Origin of the sequence: Albidovulum litorale, from assembly GCF_025751495.1 — a bacterium.
GTDB lineage: Bacteria > Pseudomonadota > Alphaproteobacteria > Rhodobacterales > Rhodobacteraceae > Albidovulum > Albidovulum litorale.
This window is the reverse complement of sequence record NZ_JAOWKZ010000001.1, coordinates 536,251-550,649: the sequence shown is the minus strand read 5'-3', so window position 1 is coordinate 550,649 and position 14,399 is coordinate 536,251. Positions and strand designations below refer to the sequence as shown.

The 14,399-nt window shown below is 61.0% G+C and carries 16 protein-coding genes; 9 read left to right on the top strand and 7 right to left on the bottom strand.

Annotated features, from left to right (window positions below):
- Window positions 1-11 precede the first annotated feature (11 nt).
- The 4 genes from OEZ71_RS02760 (at window position 12) to OEZ71_RS02745 (ending at window position 3,892) form a co-directional block, all read left to right on the top strand.
- The gene (locus tag OEZ71_RS02760) at window positions 12-995 is read left to right on the top strand and encodes an ABC transporter substrate-binding protein (RefSeq protein ID WP_263738394.1); all 984 of its coding nucleotides are present in this window, start codon (window positions 12-14) and stop codon (window positions 993-995) included.
- Window positions 996-1,193: 198 nt separating this feature from the next.
- Window positions 1,194-2,216: a tRNA dihydrouridine(20/20a) synthase DusA gene (gene dusA, locus OEZ71_RS02755; protein WP_263738393.1), complete on the top strand. Its 1,023-nt coding sequence runs from the start codon at window positions 1,194-1,196 to the stop codon at window positions 2,214-2,216.
- An 84-nt stretch (window positions 2,217-2,300) separates the two neighbouring features.
- Complete coding sequence (locus OEZ71_RS02750; RefSeq protein ID WP_263738392.1) at window positions 2,301-3,119, top strand: sulfite exporter TauE/SafE family protein; 819 nt, start codon at window positions 2,301-2,303, stop codon at window positions 3,117-3,119.
- Window positions 3,113-3,892, top strand: coding sequence for a hypothetical protein (locus OEZ71_RS02745; RefSeq protein WP_263738391.1), 780 nt, complete (start codon window positions 3,113-3,115; stop codon window positions 3,890-3,892). The genes OEZ71_RS02750 and OEZ71_RS02745 overlap by 7 nt, the downstream gene beginning before the upstream one ends.
- 139 nt (window positions 3,893-4,031) lie before the next feature.
- Here the strand turns inward: OEZ71_RS02745 and OEZ71_RS02740 are convergent, their stop codons facing one another.
- From OEZ71_RS02740 to OEZ71_RS02730, 3 genes are all read right to left on the bottom strand, one after another.
- A complete protein-coding gene (locus tag OEZ71_RS02740; protein ID WP_263738390.1) occupies window positions 4,032-4,991 on the bottom strand; it encodes a hypothetical protein in 960 nt (319 codons plus the stop codon).
- 137 nt (window positions 4,992-5,128) lie between these two features.
- Window positions 5,129-5,602 carry a hypothetical protein gene (locus OEZ71_RS02735; protein WP_263738389.1) on the bottom strand — a complete coding sequence of 158 codons (474 nt, stop codon included), beginning with the start codon at window positions 5,600-5,602 and terminating at the stop codon, window positions 5,129-5,131.
- A gap of 210 nt (window positions 5,603-5,812) precedes the next feature.
- The gene (locus tag OEZ71_RS02730) at window positions 5,813-6,541 is read right to left on the bottom strand and encodes a winged helix-turn-helix transcriptional regulator (RefSeq protein WP_263738388.1); all 729 of its coding nucleotides are present in this window, start codon (window positions 6,539-6,541) and stop codon (window positions 5,813-5,815) included.
- A 172-nt stretch (window positions 6,542-6,713) separates the two neighbouring features.
- Between OEZ71_RS02730 and OEZ71_RS02725 the strand changes: the two genes are divergently transcribed.
- The 3 genes from OEZ71_RS02725 to OEZ71_RS02715 all read left to right on the top strand — a co-directional run bounded on the left by OEZ71_RS02725 (window position 6,714) and on the right by OEZ71_RS02715 (window position 8,831).
- A complete protein-coding gene (locus OEZ71_RS02725; protein WP_263738387.1) occupies window positions 6,714-6,986 on the top strand; it encodes a DUF4242 domain-containing protein in 273 nt (90 codons plus the stop codon).
- Window positions 6,987-7,385: 399 nt separating this feature from the next.
- Window positions 7,386-7,886, top strand: a complete 501-nt coding sequence (locus tag OEZ71_RS02720; protein WP_263738386.1) for a hypothetical protein — start codon at window positions 7,386-7,388, stop codon at window positions 7,884-7,886.
- Window positions 7,887-8,147: 261 nt separating this feature from the next.
- A complete protein-coding gene (locus OEZ71_RS02715; protein WP_263738986.1) occupies window positions 8,148-8,831 on the top strand; it encodes a DUF5765 domain-containing protein in 684 nt (227 codons plus the stop codon).
- Window positions 8,832-8,975: 144 nt separating this feature from the next.
- Here the strand turns inward: OEZ71_RS02715 and OEZ71_RS02710 are convergent, their stop codons facing one another.
- The 3 genes from OEZ71_RS02710 to OEZ71_RS02700 are packed head-to-tail and all read right to left on the bottom strand — an operon-like array spanning window position 8,976 to window position 11,210.
- Window positions 8,976-9,935: a methyltetrahydrofolate cobalamin methyltransferase gene (locus OEZ71_RS02710; protein ID WP_263738385.1), complete on the bottom strand. Its 960-nt coding sequence runs from the start codon at window positions 9,933-9,935 to the stop codon at window positions 8,976-8,978.
- A gap of 27 nt (window positions 9,936-9,962) precedes the next feature.
- Window positions 9,963-10,886, bottom strand: a complete 924-nt coding sequence (locus OEZ71_RS02705; protein WP_263738384.1) for a methylenetetrahydrofolate reductase — start codon at window positions 10,884-10,886, stop codon at window positions 9,963-9,965.
- A gap of 27 nt (window positions 10,887-10,913) precedes the next feature.
- Window positions 10,914-11,210: a virulence factor gene (locus tag OEZ71_RS02700; protein WP_263738383.1), complete on the bottom strand. Its 297-nt coding sequence runs from the start codon at window positions 11,208-11,210 to the stop codon at window positions 10,914-10,916.
- 281 nt (window positions 11,211-11,491) lie between these two features.
- Between OEZ71_RS02700 and OEZ71_RS02695 the strand changes: the two genes are divergently transcribed.
- Both OEZ71_RS02695 and OEZ71_RS02690 read left to right on the top strand, forming a co-directional pair.
- Window positions 11,492-12,604, top strand: coding sequence for a Ppx/GppA phosphatase family protein (locus tag OEZ71_RS02695; RefSeq protein ID WP_263738382.1), 1,113 nt, complete (start codon window positions 11,492-11,494; stop codon window positions 12,602-12,604).
- Window positions 12,605-12,692: 88 nt separating this feature from the next.
- On the top strand, window positions 12,693-13,451 hold the full coding sequence (locus tag OEZ71_RS02690) for an RlmE family RNA methyltransferase (RefSeq protein ID WP_263738381.1): 759 nt from the start codon (window positions 12,693-12,695) through the stop codon (window positions 13,449-13,451).
- Between the two features lie 66 nt (window positions 13,452-13,517).
- On the opposite strand, the gene OEZ71_RS02685 is transcribed toward OEZ71_RS02690, so the two are convergent.
- Window positions 13,518-13,961 (bottom strand): Hint domain-containing protein, encoded by a 444-nt coding sequence (locus OEZ71_RS02685; protein WP_263738380.1) that lies wholly within the window; start codon window positions 13,959-13,961, stop codon window positions 13,518-13,520.
- Window positions 13,962-14,399 lie beyond the last annotated feature (438 nt).

Sequence of the window (14,399 nt, the reverse complement as noted above, 5' to 3'; positions counted from 1 at the left end):
AGGATGTGACAATGAAAAGACTTATGACAAGCGCGATGGCGCTGAGCCTGATGGCGGGCGCAGGATGGGCGGCGGACGATGTGACGCTACAGCTGAAATGGGTCACGCAGGCCCAGTTCGCGGGCTATTACGTCGCCAAGGAGCAGGGCTTCTACGACGAAGAAGACCTGAACGTCACGATCCTGCCGGGCGGCCCGGATATCGCGCCGACACAGGTGATCGCCGGCGGCGGGGCCGATGTGACCGTCGAATGGATGCCCGCAGCACTCGCCGCGCGGGAAAAGGGCCTGCCCTTGGTGAACATCGCGCAGCCCTTCAAGTCGTCGGGCATGATGCTGACCTGTCTGAAGGAATCGGGCGTCGCTGGCCCTGAGGATTTCAAGGGCAAGACGCTGGGCGTCTGGTTCTTCGGCAATGAATATCCGTTCCTGTCGTGGATGGCGACGCTCGGCATCCCGACCACCGGGGGTGCGGATGGCGTCGAGGTGCTGAAGCAGGGATTCAACGTCGATCCGCTTCTCCAGAAGCAGGCGGCCTGCATCTCCACCATGACCTATAATGAATACTGGCAGGTGATCGATGCCGGGATCAGCCCGGACGACCTTATCACCTTCAAGTATCAGGACGAGGGCGTGGCGACGATGGAGGACGGGCTTTACGTGCTCGAAGAAAATCTCGCCGATCCGGCCTTTGAGGACAAGATGGTGCGCTTTGTCCGGGCCAGCATGAAGGGCTGGAAATGGGCCGAGGAGAACCCGGACGAGGCGGCGATGATCGTTCTCGACAATGACGAGACGGGTGCCCAGACCGAAGGTCATCAGAAGCGCATGATGGGCGAGATTGCCAAGCTGACGGCCGGTTCCAATGGCGCGCTCGACCCGGCGGATTACGAACGCACGGTGGCGACATTGCTGGCCGGCGGGTCCGATCCTGTGATCTCCAAGGCACCTGAGGGCGCCTGGACCCATGCGATCACCGACAAGGCGCTGCAATAAGCCCTGCCTCAAGTGCGAGGGGAACGCGCGGGCTTCGGCCTGCGCGTTTTTCATTGCTTATGCAGGAGGCACCGGTCCGGGCAATGCTCGCCGTCGCGGTGGCGTTCCCCTTGGCAATGATGCTATGAGCCGCTTTCGATGCCGCGTCGTGCGGCGTCGGGGAGGTTGGGACGTCGGTCCGACGGAAAGATGGGAATGATGACGACGGCGAAGATCGGCAGCAATCCTGAGGACGCGAAGGTCCGGCGCGCGGCGCGTCTGTCCATCGCACCCATGATGGATTGGACGGACCGTCATTGCCGCTATTTTCACAGGCTCATGTCGCGTGACGCCCTGCTTTACACCGAAATGGTCACGGCGCCTGCGGTGATCCATGGCGACCGGTCGCGGCTTCTCGGGTTCGATGCGGCGGAACATCCTGTGGCCCTCCAGCTTGGCGGATCGGAGCCTGCGGAACTCGCCGAGGCGGTGCGGATCGCGGGCGATTTCGGCTATGACGAGATCAACCTCAATGTCGGATGTCCGTCGGACCGGGTGCAGTCGGGATGTTTCGGCGCGGTGCTGATGGAGCGACCGACGCTTGTGGCCGAGTGTGTGGCTGCGATGATCGCGGCCTCGCCTGTCGAGGTCACGGTCAAATGCCGCATCGGGGTCGATGATCAGGTGCCGGAGGAGGTGCTGCCCGCCTTTCTCGAGACCGTATCGGCGGCCGGTGTCTCGCGGTTTCAGATCCATGCCCGCAAGGCCTGGCTTCAGGGCCTGAGCCCTAAGGAGAACCGCGATATCCCGCCCTTGAACTATCCGCTGGTCGTGGCGATGAAACGCGCCTTTCCGCATCTGCATATCTCGGTCAATGGCGGGATCACCACGCTGGATCAGGCCGAGGCGTTCCTTGCCGAGGGGCTCGACGGGGTGATGATCGGGCGCGCCGCCTATCACGAGCCTTATGAGGTGCTGGCCGGGGCCGATGCCCGCATCTTTGGCGGTCAGCCTGCGCCGGACCGGTTCGAGGTGGTGGAGCGGATGCGGCCCTATATCGCTCGCCATCTCGAAACCGGCGGCCGGCTCCATCAGATCACCCGCCACATGCTGGGCCTCTTCCACGGCCAGCCCGGCGCGCGCGGCTGGCGGCGCGTGTTGTCCGAGCGCGCGAACCGGCCGGGTGCGGGGCTGGAGGTGATCGACGCGGCGCTTCAGCCGATGCTGGCGCTTGCGTCCTGATTGCGGGCCACTCCGGTCAACTGATCTGGCCAATTTCCGGCAAAGCGGATATCTGGCATCAGGAATAGGCGGAAGGGACGCAGGATGCCGGGATTAGCGGAACTTATGCCGATGCTGGCCTTGCTGCTGGCGATCGGGGCCTTCGCGGGCGTGATCGCCGGGCTTCTGGGGGTTGGGGGCGGGATCATCCTCGTACCCGCTTTCTTCTTCGCCTTTTCCGGGCTTGGCTATCACGGGCCGGACCTGATGCAGGTCTGCCTTGCCACCTCGCTTGCCACCATCATCGTTACTTCGATCCGGTCGGTTCTGGCCCATAACCGCAAGGGCGCGGTCGACTGGGCGATCCTGAAGGGCTGGGCGCCGGGGATTGCCATCGGCGCCGTGCTCGGCGTTCTTGCGGTGGCGCAGCTCAGGACGCCTGCGCTGCAGGCGATCTTTGGATGCCTGGCGCTGGTCGTGGCCTTCTACCTCGGCCTCGGTCGGTCGGAATGGCGGTTGGGGCCGGCCATGCCGATCGGGGCAGGCAGGGCGGTGCTGTCGCCGCTCGTGGGCTTCCTTTCGGTCCTTATGGGTATCGGCGGCGGGTCCTTCGGCGTGCCCTTGATGAGCCTTTACGCGACGCCCATTCACCGGGCGGTGGCGACGGCGGCGGGGTTCGGCGTGGTGATCGCGGTGCCTTCGGTCGCCGGGTTTCTTCTGACGCAGGTCGACGGCGCGCCGCCCTATACCATCGGTGCCGTCAACCTGCCCGCTTTCGTGGTGATCATCGCCATGACGTTGATAACGACGCCATGGGGGGTCAGGCTCGCCCATGCGATGGATCCAAAACCGCTGAAGCGGGTCTTCGCGGTCTTCCTCGCGCTGGTTGCGGTCAACATGCTGCGCAAGGCAGCAGGGTGGTAGCCGGGCTTGCGGCGCGGGGCTGGGCCCGGTTCGGGCCCGATCCGGAACTCGGGCGCTGGGCCAAGGCGGCGCTGCCGCTGGCGCGCGATGCACTGGCGCAAAGCCCCGAGCCCCTGCGTTGCGGCGGCACATGGGATGTCGGGCTCGACCTTCTGCCGAATGATGCCGCGGGCCGGGTCGGAGGTGTTGCGCTAGAGGGTGCGGCCATGTCCGCGATTGCGGCGCTATACGGCATTCTGCCGCTCCACCGTGCGCAGTTATCCGCAGTCTATCCCGCCTATCCGCAGCCATGGGAGGCGGAAAGCGCTGCGGCCTACAGCTATCGTCTGACCCGCGACGCGGCCCATATCGACGGCCTTCTGCCGGTCGGTCCCGAAAGGCGGCGGATGGTGCGTGAGCCGCATGCCTATATCCTCGGCCTGCCGCTGACAGAGACGAGCGAAGGTGCGAGCCCGCCGGTCGTCTGGGACGGCAGCCATCTGATCATGGCCCGTGCCTTTCGCGACGCCTTCGCTGGACATGCCGAGGCAGACTTGCCGGATGTCGATGTGACCGACGCCTATCATGCCGCCCGGCGCGAGGTCTTTGCCACCTGTCCCCGCGTGGTGCTGCATGCCGGGCCGGGCGAGGCGGTGCTGATCCACCGACTGGCCTTGCACGGGATCAGCCCTTGGCAGAACGGGGCGGAGACGCCGGAGGAAGGCCGGATCATCGCCTATTTCCGCCCGGAACTGCCCGGTGGCATTGCGGAGTGGCTTAAGGTTTTGGCGTAGGCGTGCGGTCGTAGCACCCTCTTGGGCATGGCACGGCCTTGCAGCATGAGCGTTTGCATTGCATCTTTTTGTCTGCTCTGAGCCCAAAGAACCCATCTTAGCACTAAGGCGGATGTCCGGATTGGTTGAAGAGCGTGCGCTATTCCAGGCTAAGTCGTCGTATCATCGCATCGACAAGATACACTGTGTCCGCAAGCGGGTCCTCGCCATGTTGCCTTGGCCCGACACGTGCCGTTGAAACCGCAAGTATCTCGGGGGTGAGATTAAACCAAATCGTGCAAGCGCGGTTGCTGTTTTCCGTCCCCAACTTGGTGCAGCGATAACCCTCACGCTCTCCATCGGACCGCGCTTCTATGATGGAGTTGGTGTCGAAGTAGCCATACGATGGCCTCGGTTCTCCGTCCGAGCGGGCGTAAAGCTGGATCACGGAGGGTGATGTGCGCTTCATCGCATCACAGTACGCGTCTGGTGGAATGCGGTCGGCGTTGACGCTGCAGGAAGTTTCAAAACCCTCCTCAAACCAATCGAACGGCAGCCAGATGTGAGCAACCTCGACAGGCACCCGCCCACCATCCGATGAGCGACAAAGCGCACGAACATCCGGTTTCGCCCCGACCCATTCCGCATATGCACCCGCCCACGCTTGTTCAGGTGATCCGTCTCCGATCACCGATTGCAGCCCAAGACTACGCGGCGCGGTTAAGGTTAGGCTCGCGATCCGAAAATCGACCTGTTTGGCGCAGGCGAGATCAGGTACCCGCTGCTGTTCGAACACGAAAGCTGTCCCGGCAAACCACGGAAAAAGCACGAGCGCACCGACCAATAGGGGTTTCGCCGCGCGATGCGCAATCGCACCCAAGACTAGCCCGACAATAAGAGCTGCAACAGTCCATCCACTAAAAAAGAAAGCCTCTGTCAGCGTGTAATGGTTGATGCCGTTCATGATCGCAATCGGCCATGGCCAAACCAGACCAATGAACAGGATAATCGCGGGACGTAGTGAACTTATCGGTCCCAGAACCGCGCGGGCGAGTGTCATGCACGCCCCGATGACAAGGACGATGAGGATATCAATCGTGTACTCGGGAAGCGGAAACATTTGGTTTGCCTTTTGCTCACAGGTCTTCGTCGGGATTTACTTCCACATGCAGACGTTCAAAACCTACTGTTTATTGGCGGTTTTGTCCCGACTTTAACACCTGCGGTTGCTTTGCAGTTAAGGTCTGGAACGAGCCCTTAGTTGCCATGAGCCGCGGTCTCAAAACGTATGCTTTCCAGAATTTCCGAAGCGGTATTAACGTCATTCAAGTCATCGAAGTAAATTGCAAGCTGGACACTGTCATTCGGCCCGATAGCATGCCCATAGTAGGAAGGCGCAGGCTCTCCGTCGCTCTCTTCTTCGAGCCGATATGTAAATAGGTGAAATCGGTTCTTGAACTCTGAAGTTTCATTGAACCTATTGGGCGAGGCATCAGCCACTATCCGTTTGAGGCGGCTTTCGATCGACTGATTGTGTATGTTTTCCCAGATGTTTATCCAGATAGTAAAGTTGGGACGCCAAAGCACAAAGGAGCCATCCTCTACTCTTCTGCTGTGCGCTTGAGACAGTTTGATTGACCAGCTTGAGGTCAAATTCACGGTTCCATCGACGCTTGGGAAGTCAGGATGCAGCGACATTTTGGCGGCCAAAATATTCCGTTTCTTGTGCAACTAACGTTGGGTGCCGACAAACTCCACAGAAATCAAAAAAACCTTTTGCGCAATTAATGTGAGGAAGTTGCCAGCATGAATTCAGCCAAGGTCGGGTTTGTCCGCATTGCGCCGTTGGGCTCAAAAAGAAAATCACGACAGAGCCATACAGCTATCATCTTATGACGGTTCTGAGCCCGGAAAGAACCCGGGTCCCGAACCGCGAATGCCCTAGGGCCGAGGGCACTGATGCGCCACGTTTTCCAGTTTCAGCACCTTGGCCGGATCTTCCTTGGTGCGGTGGTAGAACCAGCGATCCATGGTCCGTGCCAGAAGGGCGTCACCACTCAGAAAGAGCCGGCCCGTCTCAATCTCGCGGGGAATTGTCGTTCGCCCGAGCAAAATCGAAGAAATCGAAATCCGATCCGTTTCGATGAACAGGTCAACGTCAAAGCCGGGGATCGACGAACAGATTTCTATCGGCAATCCGGGGCGGATAAGCACCCAATATGTATCATATTCAAGACCCGGATCGCTGAACCGGAACTGAATGACCACCTGACGCTTTGGCAGTTCGTCCAGGTCGAAATAATTCCGCATCTGCCACATCAGGTTGGAGACCGAGAGTTTTTCGAGCGCCTGTCGTGCCTCGATGTTGCACTGGGCCCAGCTTCCAAGCGCGTCCAGCGCGGGCTCCAGATCGATCGCACGTTGCGTTCGCACATAGTGCACCTCTCCGGTCGCCCGGTCCTCGAGCCTCTCGACCAGCCCGTGCGCCTCAAGTTCCTTCAGACGTTTCGACAAAAGGGTTGGTGAGATACTGCCGACCCCGCGCTTGATGTCGTTGAACTTGGTCGATCCGCCCCACATCTCGGTCAGGATCGGGATCGTCCAGCGTGGTTCCAGGATTTCGCAGGCATGTGATATCGGGCAGATCAGTCCATAAGGCTTGACGCTCATCGGGCAAACTCCTCCGGAATTCAGCCTAACGAAGGCTTGGCCTTTGGGTCCAGTACACAATCTGTATTGGGGGTGGTTCTCTTTTTATACTACCCGGTCCTCGCTTTGTACTGGCAGCATCTGCAAATCACCGAAGTTGCGAAGGCTGACAGCCAGAGAAAGGAAGGATGATATGCGTCGATTTGTTATTGAGCGAGAGATCCCAACCGTCGGAAGCTTTGATCGCGGCCAGCTGCGCGACGCCTCACGAACATCCAACGATGCTTTGGCCAAGCTTTCGCCGAAAGTTCAGTGGGAACACTCCTATGTCGCTGATAACAAGACATTTTGCGTCTATCTTGCCGATGACGAGGACGCCATCCACGAGCATGCCAAGCTGAGCGGGTTTCCGGCAAATCGCATTACGCCGATTTCGTCGGTTATCGATCCGACGACAGCGAACTGACGTGGCAAACCAGGCCGGTGTGCTTGCTCCCAGCCACCGGCCAGTTATCACCAAGCTAGCGATGCCAAGCGTGCGCATCGCAGACATTGGCAAGCTGCCAGCATGCCTAATCCCTTTAGCCGCGCCGAGCGTTTCGGCGACGCGCCCATGTCCCATGTACAGCCCAAGTCCAGCGGGGAGCGCTGGCAGGGACCAGCGGTCAATCGCATCGTGAATTGATCGCGATCAAGGACTCTGCGCCTGTCTTTTCTTTCCATTGATGGGGACACCTCTATTCGGCAAAGCGCGGCTCCTTGGCCCGCTCGGTCCCGTTAAAGAGGTTCAATAAGGGGGAAAGGGAATATGCGAATTTTACCGATTAGACCGCCCGTCGCGGGATTTCTCGTTCTTGGCATAGCATTGGCGGGCTGCGCCGAGCCTGCGAACCAAGCGGCCATGGTGCCCGGGCAGATTGCTACGGCGGCGTCATCCAGTCCTTACAAGCAGAACATCTCGTCAGTTTCCGGATATGGCGGCGAAGAGACCAACCCGCTCTGGACCTCGGAAATATCCAAGGAAGATTTTCAGAAGGCGCTTGAGGCCTCAATCAGGCAAGCGGGGCTATACTCAGATCGTGGAAGGTATTCTCTTCGCGCGGATATCCTGAGTGTTGAGCAGCCGCTCGTCGGGTTGGACCTCAAGGTTGCGATGACGGTTCGGTACACTCTGACCGACGCCAACGGACGGATGCGGTTCGACGAGACTATTTCTTCGGAATACACCGCCAAGTTTTCTGAGGCATTTGTCGCTGTCGAGCGTCTTAAGAAGGCGAACGAAGGGGCGGCGCGGGTGAACATCAGCAAGTTTCTCAATCGCATCGGTGTCTCCGCGCGTGGAGGATCAATCGCGGCGGTTTCGTAAAGCATCCGCGAACGGGACAAGGTGGCCCGTGACGGACACGTTGCGGGCAGTCCGCGACACCGGCGCGGCAATCGAAGGACAGGCGAGGGGGCGCCTGATGTCTGATGTGAACGCAAAGCGGGCCAGCGTAATACCGCCAGCGTTCTTGTGTAAGAGAAAGGCAGCCGCGTGCTGGAGGTGTCCCAGGCCGGTCACGGCGTTCAGGCTCATTTGTGAAAGGGTATAACGAGCATGTGTTGGAGCGCGACGGCATCTGTGGCGATGGTTGCAGCCGGTGGCGTGGCAACGGCAGTGACTCTCAAGCGGGGCGAGCCGAAAGCGATCTGGGTTACGATCGGCTTCTTTACCCTGATGGAAGCCCTGCAGGCTGGTGGTTACGCCGTGGTGGACCAGTGTGGAACCAGAGCCAACCAGACAATCACCATCCTGAGCTACCTGCATATCGCGGTGCAACCGCTTTTCATCAACGCTTTCGCCATGGCGATAGCCCCTCTCGAAGTCGCCAGGCAGATGCGCCGATGGGTATGGATTCTGGCAGCTTCGGCATCGTTTTTGTTGGTGTTGAGGCTTGTTCCAATCGACGGATTTGGGACCTGCACGTCCGGCGAAGTGTTGTGCGGACCGGCCTGGTGCCTGAGGTCCGGTGAATGGCATATCGGATGGGAAGTTCCCCTGAATGGTCTTCCCTCACACTTCGGAATCCCTGTTCAGTTCCCCTCGTATATGATGGCGGTCTTTCTGCTGCCACTGGTTTACGGCGCATGGCGATTTGTTTTCTTTCATGCGCTGTTCGGCCCGTTCCTTGCAGCCAACCTGACCAACGACCCCAACGAGATGCCCGCGATTTGGTGCCTGTTTTCAATAGGAATCTTGGCGATCTCGCTCAGTCCATTCATCCGCTACAGGATCATGGGAGCGCGTCTGCCAGTGTCTGCTGTTTCATAGCGGTGTGGATCAGCAGCGTGATCAGCACGGGGAGACGAGCGGCAACGTCGTCTGCAATACGTATCCAGAAGGTCTGCATATTGGATGCCGCCAAATGAAAAGCCCCGGCTTAGGCCGGGGCTTTTCTCATCGTGTTGCCAAAGGTCAGGCGCGGGCGCGGCGGCCGCCGCGGCGGCCCGAGGCGGCCTGGCTTTGCGACTGCGAGGCTTCGGCGAAGGTCATGCCGCCCTCGACCGCTTCCAGCACCTTGGAGAAGCGGATCCATTCGCCGCCATTGGGATCGTGGGCCGAGAGGAAGTTGGCGGCGCGTATCGCCTCCATCTCCACTTGACGGACCGGGTTCATGATGGCGCTCGTCATGCCCGCGCCGATCGCCATCGGCAGGAAGGCCGCGTTGATGCCGTGACGGTTCGGGAGGCCGAACGAGATGTTCGAGGCGCCGCAGGTCGTGTTGACGCCGAGTTCCTCGCGCAGGCGCTGCACCAGGGTGAATACCTGACGGCCCGCCGTCGCCATCGCGCCGACCGGCATCACCAGCGGGTCGACCACGATGTCGTGTGCCGGGATGCCGAAGTCGGCGGCGCGGTGCACGATCTTCTTTGCCACCTCGAATCGCACATCCGGGTCTTCGGAAATGCCGGTGTCGTCGTTCGAGATCGCCACGACCGGCACGTTGTATTTCTTCACGAGCGGCAGGACGAGTTCCAGACGATCCTCTTCGCCCGTCACCGAGTTCAGGAGCGGACGCCCTTGCGCCGCCGCAAGGCCCGCTTCCAGCGCGCCCGGGACGGACGAGTCGATGCAAAGCGGCACGTCGACGAGACCCTGGACGATCTCGATCATCTTGGTCATCAGCGGCGGTTCGGTCTCGTTCGGGTTGGGGTTCGAATTGTAGACCACGCCAGCGTTCACATCGAGGACCATCGCGCCGCAGGCGACCTGCTCCAGCGCGTCCTTCTCGACGGTGGAGAAGTTGCCCGCCTCAAGCTCGGCCGCGAGCTTCTTGCGCCCGGTGGGGTTGATCCGCTCGCCGATCACGCAGAAGGGCTCGTCAAAGCCGATGACGACGGTTTTCGATTTCGATTCCAGGACGGTGCGGGTCATGGTTCACCTTGTTTCTTTGTTATGTCTTCAGGCCTGAGCGGCGGGGACGGCAGACGCGCCGCCGTTCTCGATGGCCCAGGTTGCGTTCGTCTTGATACCGCCGAGCGGGAAGAAGTGCACGGATTCGATGCCGAAGTCCGGATTGGCTTCCTTATGGGCGGCAAGTTCGGTGATGAACTCGTTCGGCTCATAGGGCAGGAGAAGCTTGGTCACGTCCATCGCGCGCTTCTGCAGAACCTTCAGCGAGGGGCCGACGCCGCAGGCGATGGCGAACTTGATCATGGTCTGAAGCTTCGCGGGGCCCGCGACGCCGATATGAACCGGGATGTCGATGCCTTCGGCCTGCAGACGGTTCACCCATTTGATGACAGGCTTCGCCTCGAAGCAGAACTGGGTGGCCATCGCCATCTTGGCGTCGGTGCGGTCCTTGAAGGCCTGCTTCCAGCGAAGCGCGTCCATCACGTTCTTGTCCGACCCGTCGGGGTCGATGTCCTTGTTGCCTTCCGGGTGGCCGGCAACATGCAGGCGGTCGAAGCCGTCGAAGAGGCCGGTTTCCATCAGCTGCATCGAGCAGTGGAAATCGCCATGCGGCTTGGAGATGCCGCCGCCGAGCAGGAGCGCCTGCTTCACATCGGCCTCACCCTGATAGCGGGCGATCCAGTCGGCGAGCGTCGCCTTGTCCTTGATGATGCGCGCCGGGAAATGCGGCATGACCGGGAAGCCCTCGGCGGCGATGCGCTTGGCGGTCGCGACCATGTCCTCGATCGGCGTGCCGTCGATATGGGCGATGTAGACGCGGGTGCCAGCGGGCAGCAGATCGCGGAAATCCTCGACCTTCTCAGCGGTGCGCGGCATGACCTCGATCGAGTAGCCTTTCAGGAAGGCCTCGACAGCGGCGTTCGCACCCGAGGGTGCAGCGGTTTCCTTGCGGCGGAAATTCAGAAGTGCCATTGCAACCCTCCGGTTAAATTAGGGGCGTCACGCCCAGCCATCATTGTCGATGAGCGCCTTGATACGCTCCTTGTCGTATTCGGCGTCGATCCGCGCCACCTGGGCGGTTGCGACCTCTTCGTCATCGCCCTCGACGGTGAAGGGTTCGGCCTTGCGCCATTCGGCGAGATAGTCATCGGTTCCGGCCGCGCCCGTCTTCATCGCGGCGCGGTCGATGGCCTGTTCAAAGCGCTCTGGCAGCGGCTTTTTCGTGCCGCGGCGGCCCTTGCCGACGATGACCTGGGCCGGGATGTCGCGCCAGTAGACGATGGTGACTTCAGCCATGACGATTCCTTCTCGGTTCGCGCCCTCAATACTCGTCGCAACCCGCACATCAGTGCCGGTTTTCGACATTGTGCGGGACCGGAGCGACCTGCTTGTGTCCTGTTGCCGCTCACGGGACGGGCATGCCATGGCTGGCAGGCCGATTTCGAGGTCAAAATCCTCATGAAGAACATGAGGCCCGCCTTCATTCTCAAATTGTCACCGGGCAGACCCGCGCCCAGCTTGCGCGACGGGGTTCCGCCGACTAAGTTTAAGGTAACAGCAAATCGGAGGGCGCAAAGATGGCGCCCAGGCGTCCCGGAGGTGCGGGCGCGTTCCCGAGATCGGTCGAGCCGCCAGGCACCCCAAGGCCGGACCCAGCGCAGCTATATGCGGCGCTGGATCTCGGCACCAACAGTTGTCGCATGCTGATTGCCCAGCCGAAGGGCAGTCAGTTTCATGTGGTCGACAGTTTCTCGAAATCCGTCCAGCTCGGGCACGGGCTGGAAGCGTCGGGCCGCTTGTCGCGCGGCTCGATGGCGCGCACAGTGCAGGCGATTCAGATCTGTCGCCGCAAGATTGAGCAGCATGACGTGAAGCGGATGCGGCTGGTCGCGACCGAGGCCTGCCGCCGGGCGAAGAATGCCGCGGAATTCATCGGCATGGTGAAGAAGGAAACCGGCCTGCCCCTGGAGATCATCGAGCCCGAGGAAGAGGCGCGGCTGGCGGTCGTGTCCTGCGCGCCGCTGGTCTCGACCAAGACCGAGCAGCTGCTGGTCGTCGATATCGGCGGCGGCTCGACCGAACTGGTCTGGATCGACCTGTCCGCCGTGCCCCGCCATGACCGGCCCCGCGCGATCATGCGGCTTCACGCGGGCTTTCACCCGCCGGAAAGCCCGTTTCCGGCCGCCAAGGTTGTCGACTGGATTTCGGTCCCACTGGGGGTTGCGACGCTGAAGGACCAGTTCCACGACGTGGAAGACGACGCCGCGCGATTCGCGCTGATGAGCTGGTTCTTCGAGGAGAACCTCGCCGATTTCTCGCCCTACAATTCCAGCCAGCCGCGCGAGGGGTTCCAGATCATCGGCACCAGCGGCACGGTGACCACCGTCGCGGCCAGCCATCTGGGGCTTAAGCGCTATGACCGGACCAAGGTCGATGGGCTGCGCATGACCTCGGATCAGATCGACAAGGTGATCCTCGAATACCTCCACATGGGCCCCGAAGGGCGCAGAAACGATCCCCGCATCGGGCGCGACCGGCATTCGCTGATCATGTCAGGTGCGGCGATCTTGCAGGCGCTGATGCGGATCTGGCCGACCGACAGGTTGTCGGTTGCCGACCGGGGGCTGCGTGAAGGGCTGCTTTACGCCCAGATGTCGGCTGACGGGGTGCTTGAGGACGGGCCGTTCTGAGCCTTTGGCCGCGCGCGATTGCCTTGGCGGCGCTGGGTGCGTATTTGAACCGGAACGAAGTACTGAGGGCCCGGCACGGGCAGGGGATATGGCGAAGACACCTTCGGGCAAGACATCGGGACGCGGGCAGCGCGATCTTCGGGTGCGGGTCAAGACCGCCAAGGGGCGGAAACTGTCTTCGACCCTCTGGCTCGAACGTCAGCTGAACGATCCTTATGTGCAGCGGGCCAGGAAGGAAGGCTACCGGGGCAGGGCGGCCTACAAGATCCTGGAGCTTGACGACAAGTTCCGCTTCCTCGTGCCCGGCGCGCGGGTCGTCGACCTTGGCTGTGCGCCGGGGGGGTGGTGCCAGGTCGCGGTGGAGCGGGTAAACGCGCTTGGCCAGAAATCCGGCAAGAAGGTCGGCACGGTTCTGGGCGTCGACCTTCAGGAGGTCGAACCCATTGCCGGGGCCGAGATCCATCAGCTCGATTTCCTCTCCGACGATGCGGACGAGAAGGTGAAGGAATGGCTCGGCGGCAAGGCCGATGTGGTCATGTCCGACATGGCGGCGGCGTCCTCCGGCCACAAGGGTACAGACCACCTGCGCATCGTGGCGCTTTGTGAGGCGGCTGCTTACTTCGCTTTCGACGTTCTGGAAGAGGGCGGCACCTTTGTCGCCAAGGTTCTTGCGGGTGGGGCCGAGAACGAGTTGCAGGCGCTTCTCAAACGCGCCTTTACCAAGGTCGCGAATGTGAAGCCGCCCGCAAGTCGTGCCGACAGTTCGGAAAAATTCGTGGTCGCCACGGGTTTCCGGGGCGTTCCTGAGGAAGATGCTGCCGATGATAGCGTTTCGGGTTTACTTTGAATCAGAAGTCGAACCTTTTTCGTTCGAATTCTGATACCTGTCATTCAAGCTAAAACCCGAAACGCTTTAGGCATCCACGCTGATGCAGAGACCTTCCGCCAGAACGGCGGCCGGGGCCGTGCACTGAAAGCTGTAATAGCTGACCAGCGACTGTGGCGCCCGCATCACGCCCGGTTTGTTCACGAGATCTCGCGCAAGGCGGAAGTCCTGCCGGAACTGGCCGGGGCTGACATTGATCTTCTGTCCCGGGGAGACAAGCAGATCGGTTTTCGGACAATTCGGCCCGAGCGCCCCGGCGGATATCCGGATCGGCTGCGCGTCTGGATTGGCGCTCAGGAAATCGGCGTCGAGATGGTTGGTGACGATACGCGTTACCCGGACAATGCTGCCCTGAACTGTGCGCAGGGGATCGTGCTTGCGCAACGCCTGAACGGGCAGCGCGCCGAAAGAGGTTTCAACGCGGGCCGTACTGACAAGACCCGGCAAGGTCCAGATTACAGGGACTGCCATGCGGGGGGAGGGGCGTGGGCTTTCCGGGATCATGGCACCCCGACCGGGCGGAAGCGGATGTTGGTTCGTGGAATGGGCTGACTCGTAAAAAGATTTCATTGGTCCTCGTTACTCTTACTGACCGCTTGAACGGGCGGTCGTTACTGGATGAGCATAGGAAAGAGGGGGAATGCGGCTGAGCCAAGGCGGGATTTATCCTGATTCCGGACTGGTTTGGGGCAGCCATGATTACCAGCGCCGGCCAATGGTTCCACAGACGAAACGATCGTTGACGGTTCGCTACCCATTTTTGTCACCGGTCGGGATTGTGGACTGAAAAGCGGTTCCGCAGGCCTGAAAAGCACCCGACGCGGCAACTTAAGGAATGCGGCAGGATCGCCCCATTTCCCTGCTAGCGGTCTGGAAACATTCTGTTTTTAATAAAAGCCCAGGATATGA

Coding starts and splice junctions, on each gene's coding strand:
- OEZ71_RS02760 (WP_263738394.1), top strand. CDS start 12: ATGAAAAGACTTATGACAAGCGCGATGGCGCTGAGCCTGATGGCGGGC.
- dusA (WP_263738393.1), top strand. CDS start 1,194: ATGACGACGGCGAAGATCGGCAGCAATCCTGAGGACGCGAAGGTCCGG.
- OEZ71_RS02750 (WP_263738392.1), top strand. CDS start 2,301: ATGCCGGGATTAGCGGAACTTATGCCGATGCTGGCCTTGCTGCTGGCG.
- OEZ71_RS02740 (WP_263738390.1), bottom strand. CDS start 4,991: ATGTTTCCGCTTCCCGAGTACACGATTGATATCCTCATCGTCCTTGTC.
- OEZ71_RS02730 (WP_263738388.1), bottom strand. CDS start 6,541: ATGAGCGTCAAGCCTTATGGACTGATCTGCCCGATATCACATGCCTGC.
- OEZ71_RS02725 (WP_263738387.1), top strand. CDS start 6,714: ATGCGTCGATTTGTTATTGAGCGAGAGATCCCAACCGTCGGAAGCTTT.
- OEZ71_RS02715 (WP_263738986.1), top strand. CDS start 8,148: ATGGTTGCAGCCGGTGGCGTGGCAACGGCAGTGACTCTCAAGCGGGGC.
- OEZ71_RS02710 (WP_263738385.1), bottom strand. CDS start 9,935: ATGACCCGCACCGTCCTGGAATCGAAATCGAAAACCGTCGTCATCGGC.
- OEZ71_RS02705 (WP_263738384.1), bottom strand. CDS start 10,886: ATGGCACTTCTGAATTTCCGCCGCAAGGAAACCGCTGCACCCTCGGGT.
- OEZ71_RS02700 (WP_263738383.1), bottom strand. CDS start 11,210: ATGGCTGAAGTCACCATCGTCTACTGGCGCGACATCCCGGCCCAGGTC.
- OEZ71_RS02695 (WP_263738382.1), top strand. CDS start 11,492: ATGGCGCCCAGGCGTCCCGGAGGTGCGGGCGCGTTCCCGAGATCGGTC.
- OEZ71_RS02690 (WP_263738381.1), top strand. CDS start 12,693: ATGGCGAAGACACCTTCGGGCAAGACATCGGGACGCGGGCAGCGCGAT.
- OEZ71_RS02685 (WP_263738380.1), bottom strand. CDS start 13,961: ATGGCAGTCCCTGTAATCTGGACCTTGCCGGGTCTTGTCAGTACGGCC.